Source organism: Sorangium sp. So ce281 (assembly GCF_051527395.1).
GTDB classification, from domain to species: Bacteria; Myxococcota_A; Polyangia; order Polyangiales; family Polyangiaceae; genus Sorangium; species Sorangium cellulosum_B.
Genome location: NZ_CP150322.1, coordinates 3,724,129 through 3,742,118 on the forward strand (window position 1 = coordinate 3,724,129; position 17,990 = coordinate 3,742,118).

At 73.6% G+C, this 17,990-nt stretch carries 10 protein-coding genes; 5 read left to right on the plus strand and 5 right to left on the minus strand.

The features are described from left to right. Nucleotides 1-7 precede the first annotated feature (7 nt). The gene (locus tag WMF27_RS14225) at nt 8-1,204 is read right to left on the minus strand and encodes a serine/threonine-protein kinase (protein WP_437768336.1); all 1,197 of its coding nucleotides are present in this window, start codon (nt 1,202-1,204) and stop codon (nt 8-10) included. Between the two features lie 75 nt (nt 1,205-1,279). Here WMF27_RS14225 and WMF27_RS14230 point away from each other — a divergent pair, with 75 nt between their 5' ends. The 4 genes from WMF27_RS14230 to WMF27_RS14245 all read left to right on the plus strand — a co-directional run bounded on the left by WMF27_RS14230 (nt 1,280) and on the right by WMF27_RS14245 (nt 12,493). Then, the gene (locus WMF27_RS14230; RefSeq protein ID WP_437944193.1) at nt 1,280-2,011 is read left to right on the plus strand and encodes a 2TM domain-containing protein; all 732 of its coding nucleotides are present in this window, start codon (nt 1,280-1,282) and stop codon (nt 2,009-2,011) included. 1,009 nt (nt 2,012-3,020) lie between these two features. Next, on the plus strand, nt 3,021-7,457 hold the full coding sequence (locus tag WMF27_RS14235; RefSeq protein ID WP_437768334.1) for a DEAD/DEAH box helicase: 4,437 nt from the start codon (nt 3,021-3,023) through the stop codon (nt 7,455-7,457). Between the two features lie 454 nt (nt 7,458-7,911). Further along, nucleotides 7,912-9,180, plus strand: a complete 1,269-nt coding sequence (locus WMF27_RS14240) for an efflux RND transporter periplasmic adaptor subunit (protein WP_437768333.1) — start codon at nt 7,912-7,914, stop codon at nt 9,178-9,180. 1 nt (nt 9,181) lies between these two features. Beyond that, nucleotides 9,182-12,493, plus strand: a complete 3,312-nt coding sequence (locus tag WMF27_RS14245) for an efflux RND transporter permease subunit (RefSeq protein ID WP_437768332.1) — start codon at nt 9,182-9,184, stop codon at nt 12,491-12,493. A gap of 27 nt (nt 12,494-12,520) precedes the next feature. Here WMF27_RS14245 and WMF27_RS14250 read toward each other — a convergent pair whose 3' ends face one another. The 3 genes from WMF27_RS14250 to epmA form a co-directional block, all read right to left on the minus strand. Then, nucleotides 12,521-12,913 carry a DUF423 domain-containing protein gene (locus WMF27_RS14250; RefSeq protein ID WP_437768331.1) on the minus strand — a complete coding sequence of 131 codons (393 nt, stop codon included), beginning with the start codon at nt 12,911-12,913 and terminating at the stop codon, nt 12,521-12,523. Between the two features lie 65 nt (nt 12,914-12,978). Further along, the gene (locus WMF27_RS14255) at nt 12,979-13,530 is read right to left on the minus strand and encodes a hypothetical protein (RefSeq protein WP_437768330.1); all 552 of its coding nucleotides are present in this window, start codon (nt 13,528-13,530) and stop codon (nt 12,979-12,981) included. Further along, a complete protein-coding gene (gene epmA / locus WMF27_RS14260; RefSeq protein ID WP_437768329.1) occupies nt 13,527-14,720 on the minus strand; it encodes an EF-P lysine aminoacylase EpmA in 1,194 nt (397 codons plus the stop codon). Before epmA ends, WMF27_RS14255 begins: the two co-directional genes overlap by 4 nt. Before the next feature lie 418 nt (nt 14,721-15,138). Between epmA and WMF27_RS14265 the strand changes: the two genes are divergently transcribed. Continuing rightward, nucleotides 15,139-17,349 carry an MYXO-CTERM sorting domain-containing protein gene (locus WMF27_RS14265; protein ID WP_437944194.1) on the plus strand — a complete coding sequence of 737 codons (2,211 nt, stop codon included), beginning with the start codon at nt 15,139-15,141 and terminating at the stop codon, nt 17,347-17,349. A gap of 155 nt (nt 17,350-17,504) precedes the next feature. Here WMF27_RS14265 and WMF27_RS14270 read toward each other — a convergent pair whose 3' ends face one another. Beyond that, a complete protein-coding gene (locus WMF27_RS14270) occupies nt 17,505-17,987 on the minus strand; it encodes a hypothetical protein (protein WP_437768327.1) in 483 nt (160 codons plus the stop codon). Nucleotides 17,988-17,990 lie beyond the last annotated feature (3 nt).

Sequence of the window (17,990 nt, forward strand, 5' to 3'; positions counted from 1 at the left end):
CGCCAGGTCAGCGCCGCGCCGGGCGCGAGGCGGGCGCGCCCGCGTCCAGCGGCTCGTCGCTCCAGTCGACGGCGATCGAGTCCTCCTTCGCGGCCTCGGGGCGAACCCACTCCTTGGTGATGGAGCCGCCGCTCACGGGCGGCTCGTCGCTCCAGTCGACGGCGATGCCATCGAGGGAGATCGACACGCTCGCGGGGTGCACCGGGATCGTGGGGGGCCCGCCCTCGTCCGCGGCGCCCCGGGGCGACGGCTGCTCTCGCAGCGTGATCGCGTCCGGAGCGAGCGCGTGCGCGAACCGCGACGCGCGCGGCGGCGGCTCGCTGCGCAGGAGGGCGCGCACGTCCTCCAGCATCTGGCGCGCGTCGGGGTAGCGCTGATCGCGGTCGAAGGCGAGCGCGCGATCGACGACGAGGCACACGTCGCGCGGCGCGTGCGGCGCGCGCTGCGCGAGCGGCGGCGCCGGCTCCCTGCCCATCTTCAGGAGGAGGTCGAAGTCGGTGCTCGCCTCGTGGACATGGCGGCCGGCGATCAGCCGGAACATGGTGGCGCCGACCGCGAAGAGGTCGGCGCGGGTGTCGATGTCGCGGCCCTTCGCCTGCTCCGGCGGCATGTAGGGCGTCGTGCCGAGCACCAGGCCCATCCGCGTGAGCTCCCCCTGGAGGCTGGAGTCCTGGCGGATCCGCGCGAGCCCGAAATCGAGGACCTTGATGCGCGGGGCGCCGCCGTGCGCGGGCGTGTCCGCTGCGCCGTCGCCGACGACGTACAGGTTGGGCGGCTTGATGTCGCGGTGGATGATCCCCTGCGCGTGCGCCGCGGCGAGCGTGTCGAGCACCTGCGCGGTGAAGCGGAGCACCTCGGCCAGCGGGAGGCCGCCGAGGCGGCGCTCGCGCTCGGCGAGCGACTCGCCCTCGAGGAGCTCCATCACCAGGAACGGCGCCCCGTCCTCGGCGACGTCGATGTCGCGGATCTCGACGGCGCCCGGGTGGCGGAAGCGGTTCGCGGCCTGGGCCTCGCGCTCGAACCGGTCGCAGATCTCCTTCGACTTCGCGGCCTGCGGGTGCAGGATCTTGAGCGCGTCCCGGCGGCCGATCCGGTGGACGCCGACGTAGACGGCGGCCATGCCGCCCGCGCCGAGCAGCCGCTCCAGCGTCCACTTGTTGCGGATCGTGGTCCCCACGCGTTGTGAGGCGGTCTCGCTGCTCATGGGGTCCTTGCCTTCATGGAAGCGGCGCGGCCGCACGCGGTCAAGCGTATGCTCCGCGCGGTCGCGAGGAGAGCGATGGGGAAACCGGGCAAGCAGGGCGGGCGGCAGTACACCGAGGCCGAGGTGCGGGCCATCCTGGAGCGCGCCCTCCGGGACACGCAGGCGCGTGGCGTGAGCCATGACGAGCTGGTCGCGGCGGCCGAGGAGATCGGCATCTCCCGGGGCGCGATCGAGGCCGCGTCGCGCGACATCGAGCATGTCCGGGGCGAGGAGGAGGCGCGCGCGGCCATCCGCGCGCGCCGGCGCAAGGAGTTCCGCTCGCACCTGTTCTCGTACCTCCTCGTGAACGCGTTCCTCTTCGCGGTGAACGCGCTCACGGACGGGCCGTGGTGGTTTTTCTGGCCGTTGCTCGGGTGGGGCCTGGGGCTCGCCTTCCACGCGCTCGGCGCGCTCTCCAGCGACGTGTCCCCGCGGCAGATCCGCCGGGAGCTCGAGCGCAGCGCGGAGCAGGCGCGGAAAGAGCAGCACCGGCGGCTGCAGGAGCAGCGCCGGGCCGAGCACCTCGAGCGCAAGCAGCGCCTCGAGCAGAGCGCGGCGGACCTCGGGCACGCCGTCGAGGAGGGGGTCGCGACGGTGCTCTCGCGGATCGCGCAGGAGATCCGCGGGAGCGCTCCGCCGCCGCCGCCGGTTGAAGGCGCGTCGAAGAGGTCGCGGATCGCGCCGCTCGACGCGGACGAGGCCGAATCGGAGGAGCTCGGCGAGGAAGAGGCGGATCGCGGAGCCCGGCGAGGCCGCGGCGGGCGCTGAGTAGGGGCGCAGGAGGGGAAAGCGGTGAGCAGGACACAGAACGGGACGCGCAGGAGGGTGTCGGGGCGACGCAGGCGCTGATTCATGGTTGCGCAGGACACAAGCATGGGGGCGCAGGAGGGCGGCGGGGCTGCGCTGGAGCCGCACAATCGTGATGCGGGACACTGAAATGGGCGTGCAGGAGGGACGGCGGGGCTGCATTGGAGGGGCGCGGAGCTGCGCAGGAGGGGCGGCCGCGTTGCATAGGAGAGGCGGCGGGGCTGCATTGGAGGGGCGCGGAGCTGCGCAGGAGGGGCGGCCGCGTTGCATAGGAGAGGCGGCGGGGCTGCATTGGAGGGGCGCGGAGCTGCATTGGAGGGGCGCGGAGCTGCGCAGGAGAGGCGGCGGGGTTGCATAGGAGAGGCGGCGGGGCTGCATTGGAGAGGCGCGGAGCTGCATTGGAGAGGCGCGGAGCTGCATAGGAGGCGCGCCGGGCTGCACCCCCGCGCTCCGCCACGGCGGGGCGTGCAGCGCTCCACTATCCTTCGGATGCGCCCAGAGCCGGAGCCCTCCTCGGTCATTCTCCTCGCCTTTTTGCGCCTTTGCGCCTTTGCGCCTTTGCGTTCGAATCCGAGGATTCGACGACGTCAGCTGGAGGCTCAATGAAGCGAGCGCCCAGACGAGGGATCTCCGGGACGCCTCATGCAAGCGGGAGGAGCGGCGCAGCCGGCTCAGGAGCGATCGCGCAGGGTGAATTGCCCGCAGAGCATCTCTTTCTTGAAGCTCAGCTCGTCCAGGCCGACGACGGCGTCCAGGCCAGCCGACTTCGCGAGCTCGTTCATGTCGAACGCGACGAGCCGGATGTTGGAGGCGAAGCGCGCCGCCCAGAGAACCCGACAGGCATCTGTCGATTTCTTTCGTCGAGCGCTCGCCCAGGTCGCCGCGGGCCTTCGCCCAGCGCCGCTCCCCCACGCCAACCGCCCGCCCCTCTCGCTTCCGCCTCTCCCCCCGGCGGGCTACCCTCGACGCGATGTTTCACCCCGTCGTCGACCGGTGGTTTCGCGACCGCTTCGGCGCCCCCGCCCCCGCGCAGGAGCGCGCCTGGCCGGTCATCGCGGCCGGCCGCGACGCGCTGATCAGCGCGCCGACCGGCGCCGGCAAGACGCTCGCGGCCTTCCTCTTCTGCCTCGACCGGCTCGTCCGTGACGCGGCGCGTGGCGCCCTCGAGGACCGCACGGACGTCCTTTACATCTCGCCGCTGAAGGCGCTCTCCCACGACGTCCACCGCAACCTCGAGCAGCCGATCGCCGAGATCTCGGCGGCCATGGAGGCGGCGGGCCTGCCCGCGCCGGGCATCCGGGCCCTCGTCCGGACCGGCGACAGCCCTGCGGCGGAGCGGCGCGCCATGGCGGCCCGGCCGCCGCACGTGCTCGTCACGACCCCGGAGTCGGCGTTCATCCTGCTCACCAGCGCGTCGGGGCGGCGCGCGCTCTCCGGGGTGCGCACGGTGATCCTCGACGAGGTCCACGCGATCGCCGGCGACAAGCGCGGCGCCCACCTCGCGCTCTCGCTCGAGCGGCTCGAGGACCTCGTGATCGGCCAGGGCGGCGCCCGGCCGCAGCGCGTGGGCCTCAGCGCCACGGTCCGCCCCATCGAGATCGCCGCCCGGCTCGTCGCCGGCGCGCGCGAGCTGCCCCAGATCGTCGACGTCGGGCAGCGGCGGGATCTCGATCTCGCCATCGAGGTGCCCCGCGACGAGCTCGGCGCGGTCTGTACGCACGAGCAGTGGACCGAGATCTACGACCGCATCGCGGCGCTCGCGGAGGGGGCGCGGTCGACGCTGGTGTTCGTCAACACGCGCCGCCTCGTCGAGCGGGTCGCGCACGCGCTCGGCGCGCGGCTCGGCGAGGACGTCGTGGCGGCCCACCACGGCAGCCTCTCGCGGGCCCGGCGCCTCTCGGCGGAGCGGCGCCTCAAGGCCGGGGAGCTCCGGGTCGTCGTCGCGACCGCGTCGCTCGAGCTCGGTATCGACGTCGGCGCGGTCGACCTCGCCTGCCTCGTCGGCTCGCCGCGGTCGATCAACGTCGCCCTCCAGCGCATCGGCCGCTCGGGCCACGCCCTCGCCGCGACGCCGCGCGGGCGGCTCTTCCCGCTGACGCGCGACCAGCTCGTCGAGTGCGCGGCGATCGTGCGCGCGGCGCGCCGCGGCGAGCTCGATCGGATGGCGTCGCGCGAGGGGCCGCTCGACGTGCTCGCGCAGCAGATCATCGCCGCGTGCGCGTGCGAAGAGCGGGACGAGGAGGGGCTCTACGCGCTCGTCCGCCGGGCCGCGCCTTACGAAGGCCTCTCGCGCCGCGACTTCGACGCGGTGGTGGCCATGGTCTCGGGCGGCGCCGCCGCGGCGGACGACGGCGCGTCCGCGGCCCGTGGCGCGCGGCAGCGGGCCGGGTCGCTCGTCTACCGCGACGCGATCGGCGGCCGGCTGCGCGGGCGGCGCGGCGCGCGGCTCGCGGCGCTCACCTCGGGCGGGGCGATCCCCGACATCGCGGCCGTCGACGTGGTGCTCCAGCCCGACGGCACCAAGGTCGGCACGCTCGACGAGGATTTCGCGATCGAGTCGTCCGGGGGCGACGTCTTCCTGCTGGGCAACACCTCCTGGCGGGTGCTCCGGCTGGAGGGCGGCCAGATGTGGGTCGAGGACGCCCACGGCGCCGCGCCGACGGTGCCGTTCTGGCTCGGAGAGGCGCCGGCGCGCACGCCGGAGCTCTCGGCCGAGGTCGCCGCGCTCCGCGCCGAGGTCGCGGCGCGCCTCGACGAGGAGCGGGCCGATGGGGCGCGGCCGGCGGCCGAGCGGGGCCAGGGCGGCGAGGAGGCGCGGGCGGCGCGGTCCCGGGCGGCGCGCTGGCTCATGGAGGCGTGCGCGCTCGACGCGCGCGGGGCGCTGCTCGTGCGCGACTACATCGAGGCGGGGCGCGCGGCGCTCGGCGCGGTCCCGGGCGGCGCGACCGTCGTTGTCGAGCGCTTCTTCGACGAGGCCGGGGGGCAGCAGATCGTCGTCCACACGCCGCTCGGCGGCCGCGTGAACCGCGCGCTCGGGCTCGCGCTGCGCAAGCGCTTCTGCCGCTCGTTCGACTTCGAGCTCCAGGCGGCGGCGACCGACGACGGCGTGCTGCTCTCGCTGTCGGCGGAGCACGGGCTCCCGATCGACGAGGTGCTCGATCTGGTCCGCCCCGAGGGCCTCGAGGAGGTGCTCGTCCAGGCCGCTCTCCAGGGCCCGATGTTCCGCACGCGCTTCCGCTGGGCCGCGTCCCGCGCGCTCGCGCTGCTCCGGTTCCGCGGGGGCCGCCGGGTGCCGCCGGCGCTCCAGCGCATGCGCGCCGACGACCTCCTGCTCTCGATCTTCCCCGAGCAGCAGGGCTGCCAGGACAACCACGGGCTCTTCGCGCACGTCGAGCCGCCGGATCACCCGCTCGTCCGCGAGGCGCTGCGCGACTGCCTGACCGAGCTGATGGATGTCGAGGGGCTGCGCGCGCTGCTCGTCGGCCTGCGCAGCGGGGCGATCCGCGTCGTCGCGCTCGACACGCCGGAGCCGAGCGTCTTCTCGCACGAGATCCTGAACGCGAACCCCTACGCGTTCCTCGACGACGCCCCGCTGGAGGAGCGCCGCGCGAGGGCGGTCCGGGTGCGGCGCGGGCTCCCGGCGGAGGTCGCCGAGCGGCTGGGCGGGCTCGATCCGGCGCTCGTCGCCGAGGTGGTCGCCGAGGCGCGGCCGGACGTGCGCGACGCGGACGAGCTGCACGAGCTCCTGCTCGACCGGGTCGCGCTCCCCGCGGAGGAGGGGATCCGGAGCGGCTTCGCGAGGCACTTCGAGGCGCTCTGCGCCGCGGGGCGCGCGGCCGAGGTGGGCGCTGCTCCGGGCGCGGGGGCCGGCGCGCCGCGCGCGCCGCGCTGGGTGGCGACCGAGCGGAGGCCGCTCGTCGAGGTGATCTGGCCGGAGGCGGTGTTTGCGCCCGACGTCGCGGTGCCGCCCGCCGTACGCGGGGCCGCCGGGGCGGTCGATCGCGGCGCCGCGATCACGGCGCTCGTCCGCGGCTTCCTGAGCGCCGCGGGGCCGATCTCGACCGAGGAGCTCGCGTCGCGGCTCGACGTGCCCGCGTACGAGGCGCTGTCCGCGCTCGCGCGGATCGAGCTCGCCGGCGGCGCGCTGCGCGGGCGCTTCCTGCCGAGCGCGCCCTCGCGGCCGGCGCAGCCCGCCGCGGGCGGCGCGGGCGATCTGTCGACGGAGTGGTGCGATCGCCGTCTCCTCGCCCGCATCCACCGCCGCACCGTCACCGGCCTGCGCAAGGCGATCGAGCCCGCGACCGCGGCGGAGCTCCTCCGGTTCCTCCTGGCGTGGCAGGGCGTGCGGCCGGGCACGCAGGCGCGCGGGCCGGGGGGCCTCGGGCGGGTGATCGAGCAGCTGCAGGGCTTCGAGCTCGCCGCCGGCGCGTGGGAGCAGGCGGTGCTGCCCGCGCGCGTGGCCGGCTACGACGAGGGGCTGCTCGACGCGCTCTGCCTGTCCGGCGAGGTGGCGTGGGGTCGCGTGGTCCCGCGCGACGCGGCGGCGCCGACGCGCGCTGCGCCGATCACGCTCGCGCTGCGCCGCGATCTCCCGTGGCTCCTCGCGCCGCGGGAGGCCGAGGGCGCGCCGCCGCCGGCGTCGCTCTCCGAGGCGGCGCAGGGCGTGCTGTCGTTCCTGACGCGCGCGGGCGCGTCGTTCTTCGACGACCTCGCCGTCGGCGTGGGCGGCGCGGGCGGCGCGGGCCGCTCCCGGGACGAGGTCGAGGAGGCGCTCTGGGAGCTCGTCGCCGCGGGGCTCGTGACCGGCGACGGCTTCGCGGCGCTGCGCTCGCTGCTCGGCGGCGCGGCCGTCGCGCTGGGCGCGGGCCGCCTGCGCGGCGGGGCGCGCCGGGGCGGCCCCGTCGCGTCGGGCAGGTGGTCGCTCCTGCGATCGCGCCCGGACGCGTTCGCGCCCGCTGCCGGCGAGGGCGTCGAGGGCCCCGACGCTGTCGAGGCGCTCGCGCACCAGTACCTCCGCCGCTACGGCGTGGTCTGTCGCGAGCTGCTCGCGCGCGAGCCGCGGCCGCCCGCGTGGCGCGACCTCCTCCGGGTCTACCGGCGGCTCGAGATGGCGGGTCAGCTCCGGGGAGGGCACCTCGTCGCCGGCTTCGTGGGCGAGCATTTCGCGCTGCCCGAGGCGCTCGACGCGCTCCGCGCCGTCCGGCGAGAGCCCCTGTCCGGCGAGATCGTGCAGCTCTCGGCGTGCGACCCGCTGAACCTGGTCGGCATCGTCACGCCGGGGCCGCGGGTGCCGGCCGCGCTCGGGAACGTCGTCATCTACCGCGACGGCGTGCCGCTCCTGCCCGTGGCCGCGGCTGCGGCCGCGCCGGCAGAGGCGATGTCCGCTGCCGCGGGAGCAGCGATGTGAGGGCGACGACCCAGCCTTCTCGCCTCGCCTCGCCAGCGGAGAGAATTCAACGCCAAGATGCCAAGACGCAAGAATGCACGACGATTGTTCTTTCGTTTGCGCTTTGCGCCTTTGCGCCTTTGCGCCTTTGCGTTGAATTCTCTCTCCGGATCCCTGGCGGGCGGAACTAGGACACCGATCTCGTTGATCGAGACACCCGCAGCGCCTGCGCCTGAATCGACCTGACGGTAGCGCGATCGGACACGCTGGCAGCGCGATCGGGCTCGCCAGGAGCGCGATCCGATAGGACGGCAGAGCGATCCGACACGTCGAGAGCCCGATCCCAGCCACTTTCGCGAAGCGGACACCGCTGCGGCGTGCCCACGCGCACGTTGCGCTCCAACCCTGATGCGTCCAATATCCTGCGGCGAACACGCGCTCGGGGGGGCGTTCCTGGTCATCTGAGGCCGCCGCCATGTGGACCGTCCTTTCCGAGCTTCGCCAGCCCGAAAACTCCCGTCACCGCGCCTCCGGCCCGCCAAGGGGGCTCTGGGCATCGGCGGTCGCGTTCGCGGTCGCTCTGCACTGCCTCGCGTGCAATCAGGGAGCGTCCCAGCCCGGCGGCGCGAAGGCGGAGAAGCCTGCGGCCAGCGTCAAGGAGGTGACGCTCGCCCCCGTGACGGAGCTCGTCATGGAGCAGGCCATCGACATCTCGGGGACCCTCGACGCCGACGAGCAGGTGACGCTCGGGGCCAAGGTGGCCGGGCGCCTCGCCTCGATCTCGGTCGACCTGGCGAGCCCGGTCCAGCGAGATCAGGTCATCGCTCAGCTGGAGGCGCGGGACTACGAGCTGCGCATCGAGCAGGCCACGGCCGCGCTGGCGCAGAGCCGCGCCCAGCTCGGCTTGCCCCCGGACGGGCCAGGCAGCGAGCTCGATATCGAGGGCACGGCGGTCGTGAGGCAGGCCCTCGCGACGCTCAAGGAAGCGCAGGCCAACCAGGTCCGGGCGCGGGGGCTCGCCAGGGAAGGGCTGATGTCGGGCATGGACCTCGACGCGGCCGAGGCGGCGGCGGTCCGCGCGGAGGCCGCCGTGCAGTCGGCGCGGGAGGAGGTGCGCATCCGCGAGGCCGCCGTCCGCCAGCGGCGCTCCGAGCTGCGCATGGCGCGGCAGCAGCTCGCCGACACCCTGGTGCGGTCGCCGCTCGATGGCGTCGTCCAGGTGCGGAGAGCGAACGTCGGCCAGTACCTCGCCGCCGGGGCGCCGATCGTGGACGTCGTCCGGATCGACCCGCTGAGGCTGCGCGTGGCCATCCCCGAGCTCGAGGCGGCCAGCGTGCGCGCGGGCCAGCCCGTGCGCGTGACCCTCCAGGGAGACAGCGCCACCTATCCGGGGACGGTCGCGCGCCTCGCGCCCGCGCTCGACCCGCAGAGCCGCACCCTGCTCGTGGAGAGCGACATCAAGAACCCCGGCCACCTGCGGCCGGGCAGCCTCGTCAGCGCGCAGATCGTCGTGAGCTCGAGGCCCGTGCCGACCGTGCCGGCGACCGCCGTCGTCCGGTTCGCCGGCCTCGCGAAGGTCATCACGGTCGAGGACGGCAAGGCGAAGGAGAAGCAGGTCACCACCGGAAAGACGTCGGGGGATCGGATCGAGATCGTGTCCGGCGTCGCGGCGGGGGAGTCCGTCGTCGCCCGGCCCGGGTCGCTCCAGCAGGGGCAGCCGGTGCGCGTGGTGGAGGGGGGCTAGGGTGCAAGCGCTCGCCAGGATCTGCATCCAGCGGCCCGTGTTCGCCGCCATGCTGACGCTCGCCCTCGTGGTGGTCGGCGCCGTGGCGTACTTCAAGCTCGGCGTGGATCGCTTCCCCGCCGTGGACCTGCCGACGGTCTCGGTCCGCACCACGCTCCCCGGCGGCGCGCCCGAGGACGTCGAGTCGGAGATCTCCGAGGAGATCGAGGCGGCGGTCAACACCGTCGAGGGGATCGCCGAGCTCCGCTCGATCTCGACGAGCGGCACCTCCGTCGTCATCGCCACGTTCAACCTCGACCGGGACATCGACTCGGCGGCGCAGGACGTCCGCGATCGCGTGCAGGCGGCGCTGCGCCGGCTCCCGGTGGGCACCGACCCGCCCGTCATCGCGAAGCAGGACAACGACTCGACCCCGGTCATGTCGATCGCCCTCTCGGCCGATCGCTCGATCCGGGAGCTCACCGAGGTGGCCGACAAGCTCGTGCGGGTCCAGCTCGAGCGGTCGTCGGGCGTCGGCGAGGTGCGCGTCGTGGGGGGGCAGGAGCGCGCCATCAAGATCTGGCTGAACGCCGACCGCCTCGCCGCGTACGGCCTGCCGATCACCGCCGTCCGCGACGCGATCGTGCAGCAGAACGCGAACATCCCCGCGGGGAACGTCACGGGGAAGGAGGAGGAGCGGACGCTGCGCACGATGGGCCGCATCGAGGACGCGGGCGCGTTCAACGATCTGGTCGTCGCCACCGTCGACGGGCGGCCCGTCCGGGTGCGCGACATCGGCCGCGCCGAGGACGGCACCTACGAGCAGCGCTCGCTGGCCCGCCTCGACGGCAAGCCCACCGTCGTCCTCGACGTCGTGCGGCAGTCGGGCGCCAACACCGTCGCGGTGATCGAGGCCGTGAAGGCCAACCTGGCGAAGCTCTCCGAGCAGATGCCCGAGGACGTGCGGCTCGAGGTGATCCGCGATCAGTCGGGCTACATCTACACGGCGCTGCACGAGATCAACGTGCACCTCGTCCTCGGCAGCATCCTGGCGTGCGCGGTCGTCCTGCTCTTCATGCGGTCGTGGCGGTCCACGATCATCGCGGGCGTCGCCATCCCGACGTCGGTCGTCGCGACGTTCGGCATGATGTGGCTGCTCGACTTCACGCTGAACAGCGTGACGATGCTGGCCCTCGTGCTGATGGTGGGCATCGTCATCGACGACGCCATCGTCGTCCTCGAGAACATCTTCCGCTTCGTCGAGGAGAAGAAGATGGACTCCTTCGAGGCCGCCAGGGCCGCGACGCAGGAGATCGGGCTCGCCGTGCTCGCGACGACGCTGTCGCTCGTCGTCATCTTCGTCCCCGTGTCGTTCATGTCGTCGATCTCGGGGCGGTTCCTGTTCCAGTTCGGGATCACGGCCACGGTCGCGATCCTCGTGAGCCTGCTCGTCAGCTTCACGCTGACCCCGATGATGAGCGCGCGCCTGCTCCGCGAGGAGGGCGCCCGCGCGCACGGGGCGGGCGAGGCGGGGGGGCCGGGCGGCGGGGGCGAGGCGGCGACGCGGGAGGGCTTCTACGGGAGGCTCGAGGCCAGGTACACGCGCGCCCTCGCGTTCGCGATGCGGCACCGGGCGCTCGTCGCCGCTTCGGGCGCGCTGGTGATGGCGTCGGCCGTGCCGCTCTACGGGCTCGTGAAGCAGGAGTACATCCCCTCGGGCGCGGACGACGCGCAGTTCGAGATCCGCGTCACGGCCCCGCTCAGCGCGAGCATCGGCGCGATGGACGACGTGATGCGGCAGATCGGCGACGACGTCCGCGGGGTGCGCGGGGTGCGGAGCGTGCTCGCCACCGCGGGCGGCGGCTTCGTGGGCGGCGTCAGCGCGGGCCAGGCCTTCGTGCGGATCGCCCCGCACGACGAGCGCACGTTCTCCCTGACGCGGCTGCTCCGGGAGACGCTCTACGGCCATCCATGGCGCGCCTTCAAGGACAACTACTCGCAGAAGGACGTGATGCAGGAGGTGCGGCGCAAGCTGCGCAAGTACTCCGATCTCCGGATCTCGGTGCGCAACGTGCCGTCGTTCAACATCGGCGGCGGGAACTTCGAGATCGACTTCGCGATCCAGGGCCCCGACATCGAGCAGCTCGAGCGTTATGCGAACGAGCTCCGCGAGCGCTCCGCGCAGCTCGGCGGCATCGTGGACGCCGACGTGACGCTGAAGATCGACCGGCCGGAGCTCCGGGTGCTCATCGAGCGCGAGCGCGCGGCGCAGCTCGGGGTCCGGACGCAGGACATCGCGACCGCGCTGCGCCTGATGGTGGGCGGAGATCAGGCGGTCTCGCGCTTCCGGGACGAGGCCGAGAACGAGAACTACGACGTGCAGCTGCGCGTCATCGAGGAGGATCGCGATCGGGTGGCGGCCGTCCGCCGCCTGTACGTGCCCCGGACGGCGCGCGCGCCGGCCGCGCCGCAGCCGGGCGGCGCGGCGGCGCCCTCGGCCGCGACGCCGCTGCTCCGGGGCGACCTCGTGCGCCTCGACAACCTGGTGCGCATCGAGGAGGCGAGGAGCCCGTCGCGCATCGACCGGCTCGATCGCCAGCGGGTGTCGAGCCTGCGCGCCGGCGTCGCCCCCGGCTACGCGCTGGCCGACCGGCTGGAGGCGCTGCGCGGCGCTGCCCGGGAGATGGACATGCCCGCGGCGTACACGACCAGCGTGCGCGGCCGCGGCGCGGAGCTCGAGCGCACGTTCGGCGAGTTCATCTGGGCGTTCCTCCTGTCGATCGTGCTCATGTACATGATCCTGGCGTCGCAGTTCGAGAGCCTGGTGCACCCGGTGACGATCCTGCTCTCGCTGCCGCTGTCGGTGCCGTTCGCGCTGCTCAGCCTGTGGGCGACCGGGAACACGCTGAACCTGTACTCTGCGCTCGGCTTCCTCGTGCTGTTCGGCGTGGTGAAGAAGAACTCGATCCTCCAGGTCGACCACATGAACAAGCTCCGGAGCGAGGGCGTGCCGCGCGAGGAGGCGATCCTCCAGGCGAACCGCGATCGGCTGCGGCCCATCCTGATGACCACGCTGGCCCTGGTCGCGGGCATGCTCCCGCTCTGGCTGGGCACGGGGCCCGGGGCCGAGGAGCGCCAGACCATCGCCGTGGTGGTCATCGGCGGCCAGTCCCTGAGCCTGCTGCTCACCCTGATCGTCACGCCGGTCTCGTACTCGCTGCTCGACGATCTCGCGCGCAGCGAGCGCTGGGGGCGGGTCCGGTCCCGCATGGCATCCCTCCGCGAGCGCGCGTCGGCGCGGTTCGGCCGGCTCTTCGCGCGCAGGACGACGTAGGCGCGGCGGCGCCCGCTGCCGGGCGCCTCAGCCCTTCGCGAGCCCGAGCGCGGCCACGGCCACCGCGCCCCAGCCCGCGAGCAGGAGCAGCCCGCCGAACGGCGTGACCATGCCGAGGACGCGGACGCCGGTCACGGTCATCACGTAGAGGCTGCCGGAGAAGAAGAGCACGCCGCCCGCGAAGCAGAAGCCGGCGACCGTCGCCGCAACGCCGCCGGTGCGCGCGGCGAGGTGGGCGGCGAGCGCCAGCGCGAGCGCGTGGGCGAGGTGGTACTGGGCGCCCGTTTGCCACCAGGAGAGGCGCAGCGCGCCGTCCGGCGCCGCGTCGAGCGTCGCCTTGAGCCCGTGGGCGCCGAAGGCGCCGAGCGCCACCGCGAGGAACCCGTAAACGCCCGAGAGCAGGAAGAAGAGACGTTCCATCGGGCGCGGAGCTTAGCCGATGGCCGGAGCTCGTCACGGGGGCGCTCGGCCGAGCGCGCAGCGCGTCAGCCTCCCTCCGCCCGCCGCCGCGGGAAGATCGTCCCCCGGATCTCCGCCATCGACGTGCCGAACGTCGCCGCGAGCCGGCCGAGGACGAGGCGGTTCAGCCGGCCGTCCGGCGGCGCCTTGACCGCGATCACGAACGCGGCGTCGATCGGCGCGCCGGCGTGCCTCGCCGCCCGCTCGGCGAGCGCCGCCGCGGCGGCGTCGGACAGCTCCTCCCGCCGTGCGACGCGGATCTTCACGTAGAGCGCAGCCCGCATCAGCGCGTGATAGCCGTGCATCCAGGCCATCCAGCGCTCCTCCGGGCCCCCGGCGAGGGCCCGTGAGAGCGCGTCGCGGCGCCGCTCGATCTCGTCGAAGGGCAGGTTGTCGAGCTCGTTCAGCGCGCCGGGGAACTCCCCCGCGAGCGCGCGGAACACCTCCTTGCCGGGGATCGGCTCCCCGGCCGCCCGCGCGCGCCGGAGCTCCGCGAGCGTGAGGTACTTGCGGGCGAGCTGCGACAGGACCTCCGGGGAGAGGCGCGCGTCGCCGTCGGGGACCCCCGCGCCGGTCACAGCCAGCCGTGCGGGAACGCGAGGACGTCGCCGATCGACGCGGCGCCGAGGCACAGCGCGACGAGGCGATCGACCCCGAGCGCGTTGCCCGCCGCGGGCGGCATCCCCTCCTCGAGCGCGTCGAGGAAGCGCTCGTCGATCGGATAGACCGGCTTGCCCTGGGCGGCCCGCGCCGCCTGATCGGCGAGGAGCCGCGCGCGCTGCTCGACCGGGTCGGTCAGCTCGCCGAAGCCGTTGCAGAGCTCGACGCCCGCGACATACAGCTCGAACCGCTCGCAGACCCGCGGATCGCTCGGCTTGAGCCGCGCGAGCGACGCGAGCGGCGCGGGGAAATCGACAAGGAACACCGGGTGGGGCAGCGCGGCGATCGCCGGCTCCACCGCGTCCACGAGCAGGCGGAAGAACCGCTCCTCGTCGCTCGACGCGAGCGCGATCGCGTCGTCCGCGGGCACGCCCGCCCAGCGCGCGAACGCCTCGCCGATCGAGATGCGCGGGAACGGCCGCTCCAAACGTACCTGCTTGGCGGACGTCGAGATCGTGCCCTCCCCGCCCAGCGCGCCCGCGACGCGCTGCACGATCGCCTCGGTGTCGGCCATCACCTCGTCCACGCCGGCGAAGGCGCGGTACCATTCGAGCATCGTGAACTCCGGGTTGTGCCTGTCCCCGAGCTCCCCGCGCCGGAAGCAGCGCGCGAGCTGGAAGCAGCGCGGGACGCCCCCCGAGAGCAGCCGCTTCATCTGGTACTCCGGGCTCGTGATCAGGAACGTCGGGCGCGCCGCCTGCACCGCGAACGCGTCGAGGTGCAGATCGAGCCCGGGGGAGGGGACCATGCTCGGCGTCTCCACCTCGAGGAAGCCGCGCTCGGCGAACAGCGCCCGCACCGCGGCGAGCGCCGCCGCGCGCTGCGCGAGCGCCGCGCCGCGCCCGCGATGGAGCGCGCGCTCCGTCTCGCTCGACGGCGGCGCCGCGGCGCCGGCGCGCGCCCGCGGCGGCCTCCGGGGCGCGATCCGCTCGACGAGCCGCGCGGACGCGAGCGCGCAGTTGACCGGCGCCGGCGCCGGCGCCGGCGCGCCCTCGACGATCGCGAGATCGCCGACCTCGAGCGACGGCGCGGGCGTGCCCTCGAGCGCGACGCGCAGCGCGCTGAACGCGTCGCCGACGACGATCGCGCCCTCCGCGACCTCGAGCACGCGGCCGCCGACGCGAACCCGTCGGGGCAGCGGCGCACCGGAGGGACCGGCGGGGCGCGGGGAACAGGCGGAGACGATGTCGCTCGGGGCGAACGTCGCCGGGAATCCAATGGAGGTGTTTGTTTCAGAGAGAGCCACGGCAGCCTGCGTTGAAGGTGCCGGAGACATACCACGCAGGTTGACCAGGGAGGTCACGTAACGAGGCAATCGCGGCCACAACTCCTTGATTTTCCGCGAGGACGTCGCGTCGCTTCTCCTTGATGAGCCAACGCAACTCGTTACGTTGGTCGCGCTCGTCGGTCCGGCCCTGCCGCGCCTCACGCGAGCGCTGCTTGCAGAAAGCCAGCAGAAATTCAGCCGGAGAGATGAACCCATGAGACGACTGCCGCTCTTGCTTCCGTTGACCGCACTCGCAGCCTTGGCCGCTGCGGGGCCCGCCGCCGCGTCGGAGTGGCACACGCTACGGCAGGGCTCGCCAGGAGCGGCGCTGTCCTTCCGCGGCACGGATGGCGCGCGGGGCGCGGCGGAGGCGGCTCTGAAGCACGCCGCTTCAGACCTCCGCCTCCAGGGCGTCTCGCTGCGTTACCAGAGCGAGCTCGTGGACGGCGATCACCGCACTGTCCGGTTTGCGCAGGTCCACGCCGGACTGCCCGTGCTCGGCGCCGCGGTGGCGATCGATCTCACCCGGGACAACCGCGCGGAGGTCGTGGTGCTCGACGTGGCGCGGGGCTTGTCGGTCGCGACGACGCCGACTCACGGGGAGGAGGCCGCGCTGCGCGCGGTCGAGGCGACCTACGGGATGACGCTCGCGGAGCGGCCGAGCGCGGCGCTCGCGGTGTTTCCCGAGGCGGAGACGGGCGGCAAGCTCGTCTGGGTCGTCGATGTCCGGTCGGATCGCGGCGGGGAGCGCTACCTCGTCGACGCGCACGCGGGCAAGGTCGTCCACAGGCGCTCGCTGGCCGTGCACGCGCGAGGGCGCGTTTACCCCATCAGCTCGGCGGTCACGCCCGAGGTCCAGGATCTCGAGCTCAGCAGCCTCGACGCGGCGGACCCCCAGACCTTGAGCGGCTGGAACGGCAACTTCAAGGTGGTGAATTACGTGGATGGCAACCTCACCGCCGGCGTCCCGCTCACCCTGGAGCAGAGCGTCGGGCCGAACGCGGGGGAGGACTTCCTCTACGACCCGCCCACGAGCGCGGAGGATGCGCACGACCAGTTCGCGCAGGTCGGCATCTATTACCACCTCACCCGGATGCGCGATTACTTCGTGTCGACCCACCAGATCGACATGGGGGCGCCTGGCTGGAAGCTCGTCGCGGTCGCCAACATGCTGGAGGCGGGCCGGCCGATGGACAACGCCTTCTTCTCGGGAGAGGGCGTGGGCGAGCCCTTCAGCGCGCCGAACCTCATCGCCATCGGCCAGGGCTCGTTCTTCGACTTCTCGGACGACTCCGACGTGTTCCTCCACGAGTTCACCCATTACGTCTCCGCCAACGCGGTCGGCTACAATGGGGGCCAGTTCGCGATCAACGAATATGGCCTCTCCCCCTGGGCCGGCAGCATCGATGAGGGCATCGCGGACTATTTCGCCTGCACCGTGAACGGCGACTCCACGCTCGGCGAGGCGACGCTGGCGCCCTTCGGCATGGCGCGCGACCTCGCGAAGGACACCAAGACGTGCCCCGGCGATCTGGTGGGCGAGGTGCACGAGGACGGCGAGCTGATCGGCAGCCTCGCGTGGTCCTTGCGCGAGAAATTCGGGGCCAAGGTGGGTGACAAGCTCGTCTGGGGCACCGTGACGCTGCTGACCCCCAACGCCTCGTTCGGCGATTTCGCCAAGGCGCTGAAGAGGGCGACCGGCAAGCTGGTCACCGCCGGCGAGCTCACGGAGGCGGACGCCGGCGCCGTCGACGCGCTGATCGAGAGCCGGGGACTCGACGACTGCGAGGAGGTGCTCGATCTGACCGGGGGCAAGTCGCAGACGACCAACATGTTCGGGATCGACTCGCTGGTCTTCGGCTCGGGGGCGTCGTGCGCGGATTACCGCTCGCAGCTCAGCCTGCAGAGCCTCTTTCACTTCAAGAGCAAGCCGGATCGGGCCGCGAAGGGCGTCCGCTTCACCGTGGAGCTCGAGCCCGACCGCGGCAACGACGTCGAGTGGAGCATCTACGTGAGGGCCGGCCGGCACGTCGGCTTCACGCTGGGCGAGATCCTGCCGGAGGCCACGAACTACGATTACAGCGTCGAGGGGATCACGGAGACGAGCGGTGAGCTCGTCATCGACGAGACCTCCGATCCGCCGTTCGATCCCACGCGGACGTACTACCTGGTGATCGGTCACAAGAACTGTCCGTCCTCGTCCGTGACGGTGGAGAGCGACGATCTCGGGGTGGAGCCGCCGGTCGATCCGACGGAGCCCGTCGAGCCGGAGCCCGCCGGCTCCGCGGGCGGCGCGACGCCGGATCCGATCGATCCGGTCGAGGATCCCGAGCCGGAGGTCGTGGGGTGCGCTTGCCGCGCCGGTGAGCCGAGCGCGCCCGTCGCGCCGTGGACGGCGCTCGCCGGGGTCGCGCTCGCCGGAGCTGCCGTGCTCAGGCGGCGTGCGCGTGCGGGTCGCGCGCTGGGCTGAAGTGACGGCCTGAGGGCCTGAGGCCGCTGGCGTCGCGCGGCGGGCGGCGCATCGACGCGCGCCGCCGTGGCGCCTGCCCTCCACGCAAGCGCGAGGCGTGGAGCGCTCGCGCCTGTCGCTTCTGTGGGTGGGATGCGGGGGCTGTCTTCGCTGCGCTAGCGCCCGCCCGCGCCGCCGGTACCGCCCGCGCCGCCGGTGCCGCCCGCGCCGCCGGTGCCGCCCGCGCCGCCGGTGCCGCCACCCGCGCCGCCCCCGCCTCCGCCCGTACCACCGGCGCCACCCGTACCGCCCCCGCTTCCGCCCTCGCCTGTACCGCCGCCCCCGGCCGTTCCGTTGCCGCCGGTGCCACCGCCCGCGCCACCGCCGCTGCCGCCCGTGCCGCTCGTCGTCGGATTCTGGTTGGGATCGCAGACCTGCGTGATCACATCCGGTCTGCAGCAACGATGTTGTTGCTGCTGCTGACCGATGCCCATGCACTCGAGGCCATCGGCGCAGTCATCGTTGCCGTTCGCGATTTCGCAGGGCTCGCCCTCTTGCTGCCGGCTGCAGCTCGCGGCGGAGGCGACGAGCGCCGCGGCGAGCGCGGCCAGGAGGAGCGCGGGGCGCAAGGCGTTGCGCGATGTCTTCGAGGCTTTCACGCG

Coding starts and splice junctions, on each gene's coding strand:
- WMF27_RS14225 (WP_437768336.1), bottom strand. CDS start 1,204: ATGAGCAGCGAGACCGCCTCACAACGCGTGGGGACCACGATCCGCAAC.
- WMF27_RS14230 (WP_437944193.1), top strand. CDS start 1,280: ATGGGGAAACCGGGCAAGCAGGGCGGGCGGCAGTACACCGAGGCCGAG.
- WMF27_RS14235 (WP_437768334.1), top strand. CDS start 3,021: ATGTTTCACCCCGTCGTCGACCGGTGGTTTCGCGACCGCTTCGGCGCC.
- WMF27_RS14240 (WP_437768333.1), top strand. CDS start 7,912: ATGTGGACCGTCCTTTCCGAGCTTCGCCAGCCCGAAAACTCCCGTCAC.
- WMF27_RS14250 (WP_437768331.1), bottom strand. CDS start 12,913: ATGGAACGTCTCTTCTTCCTGCTCTCGGGCGTTTACGGGTTCCTCGCG.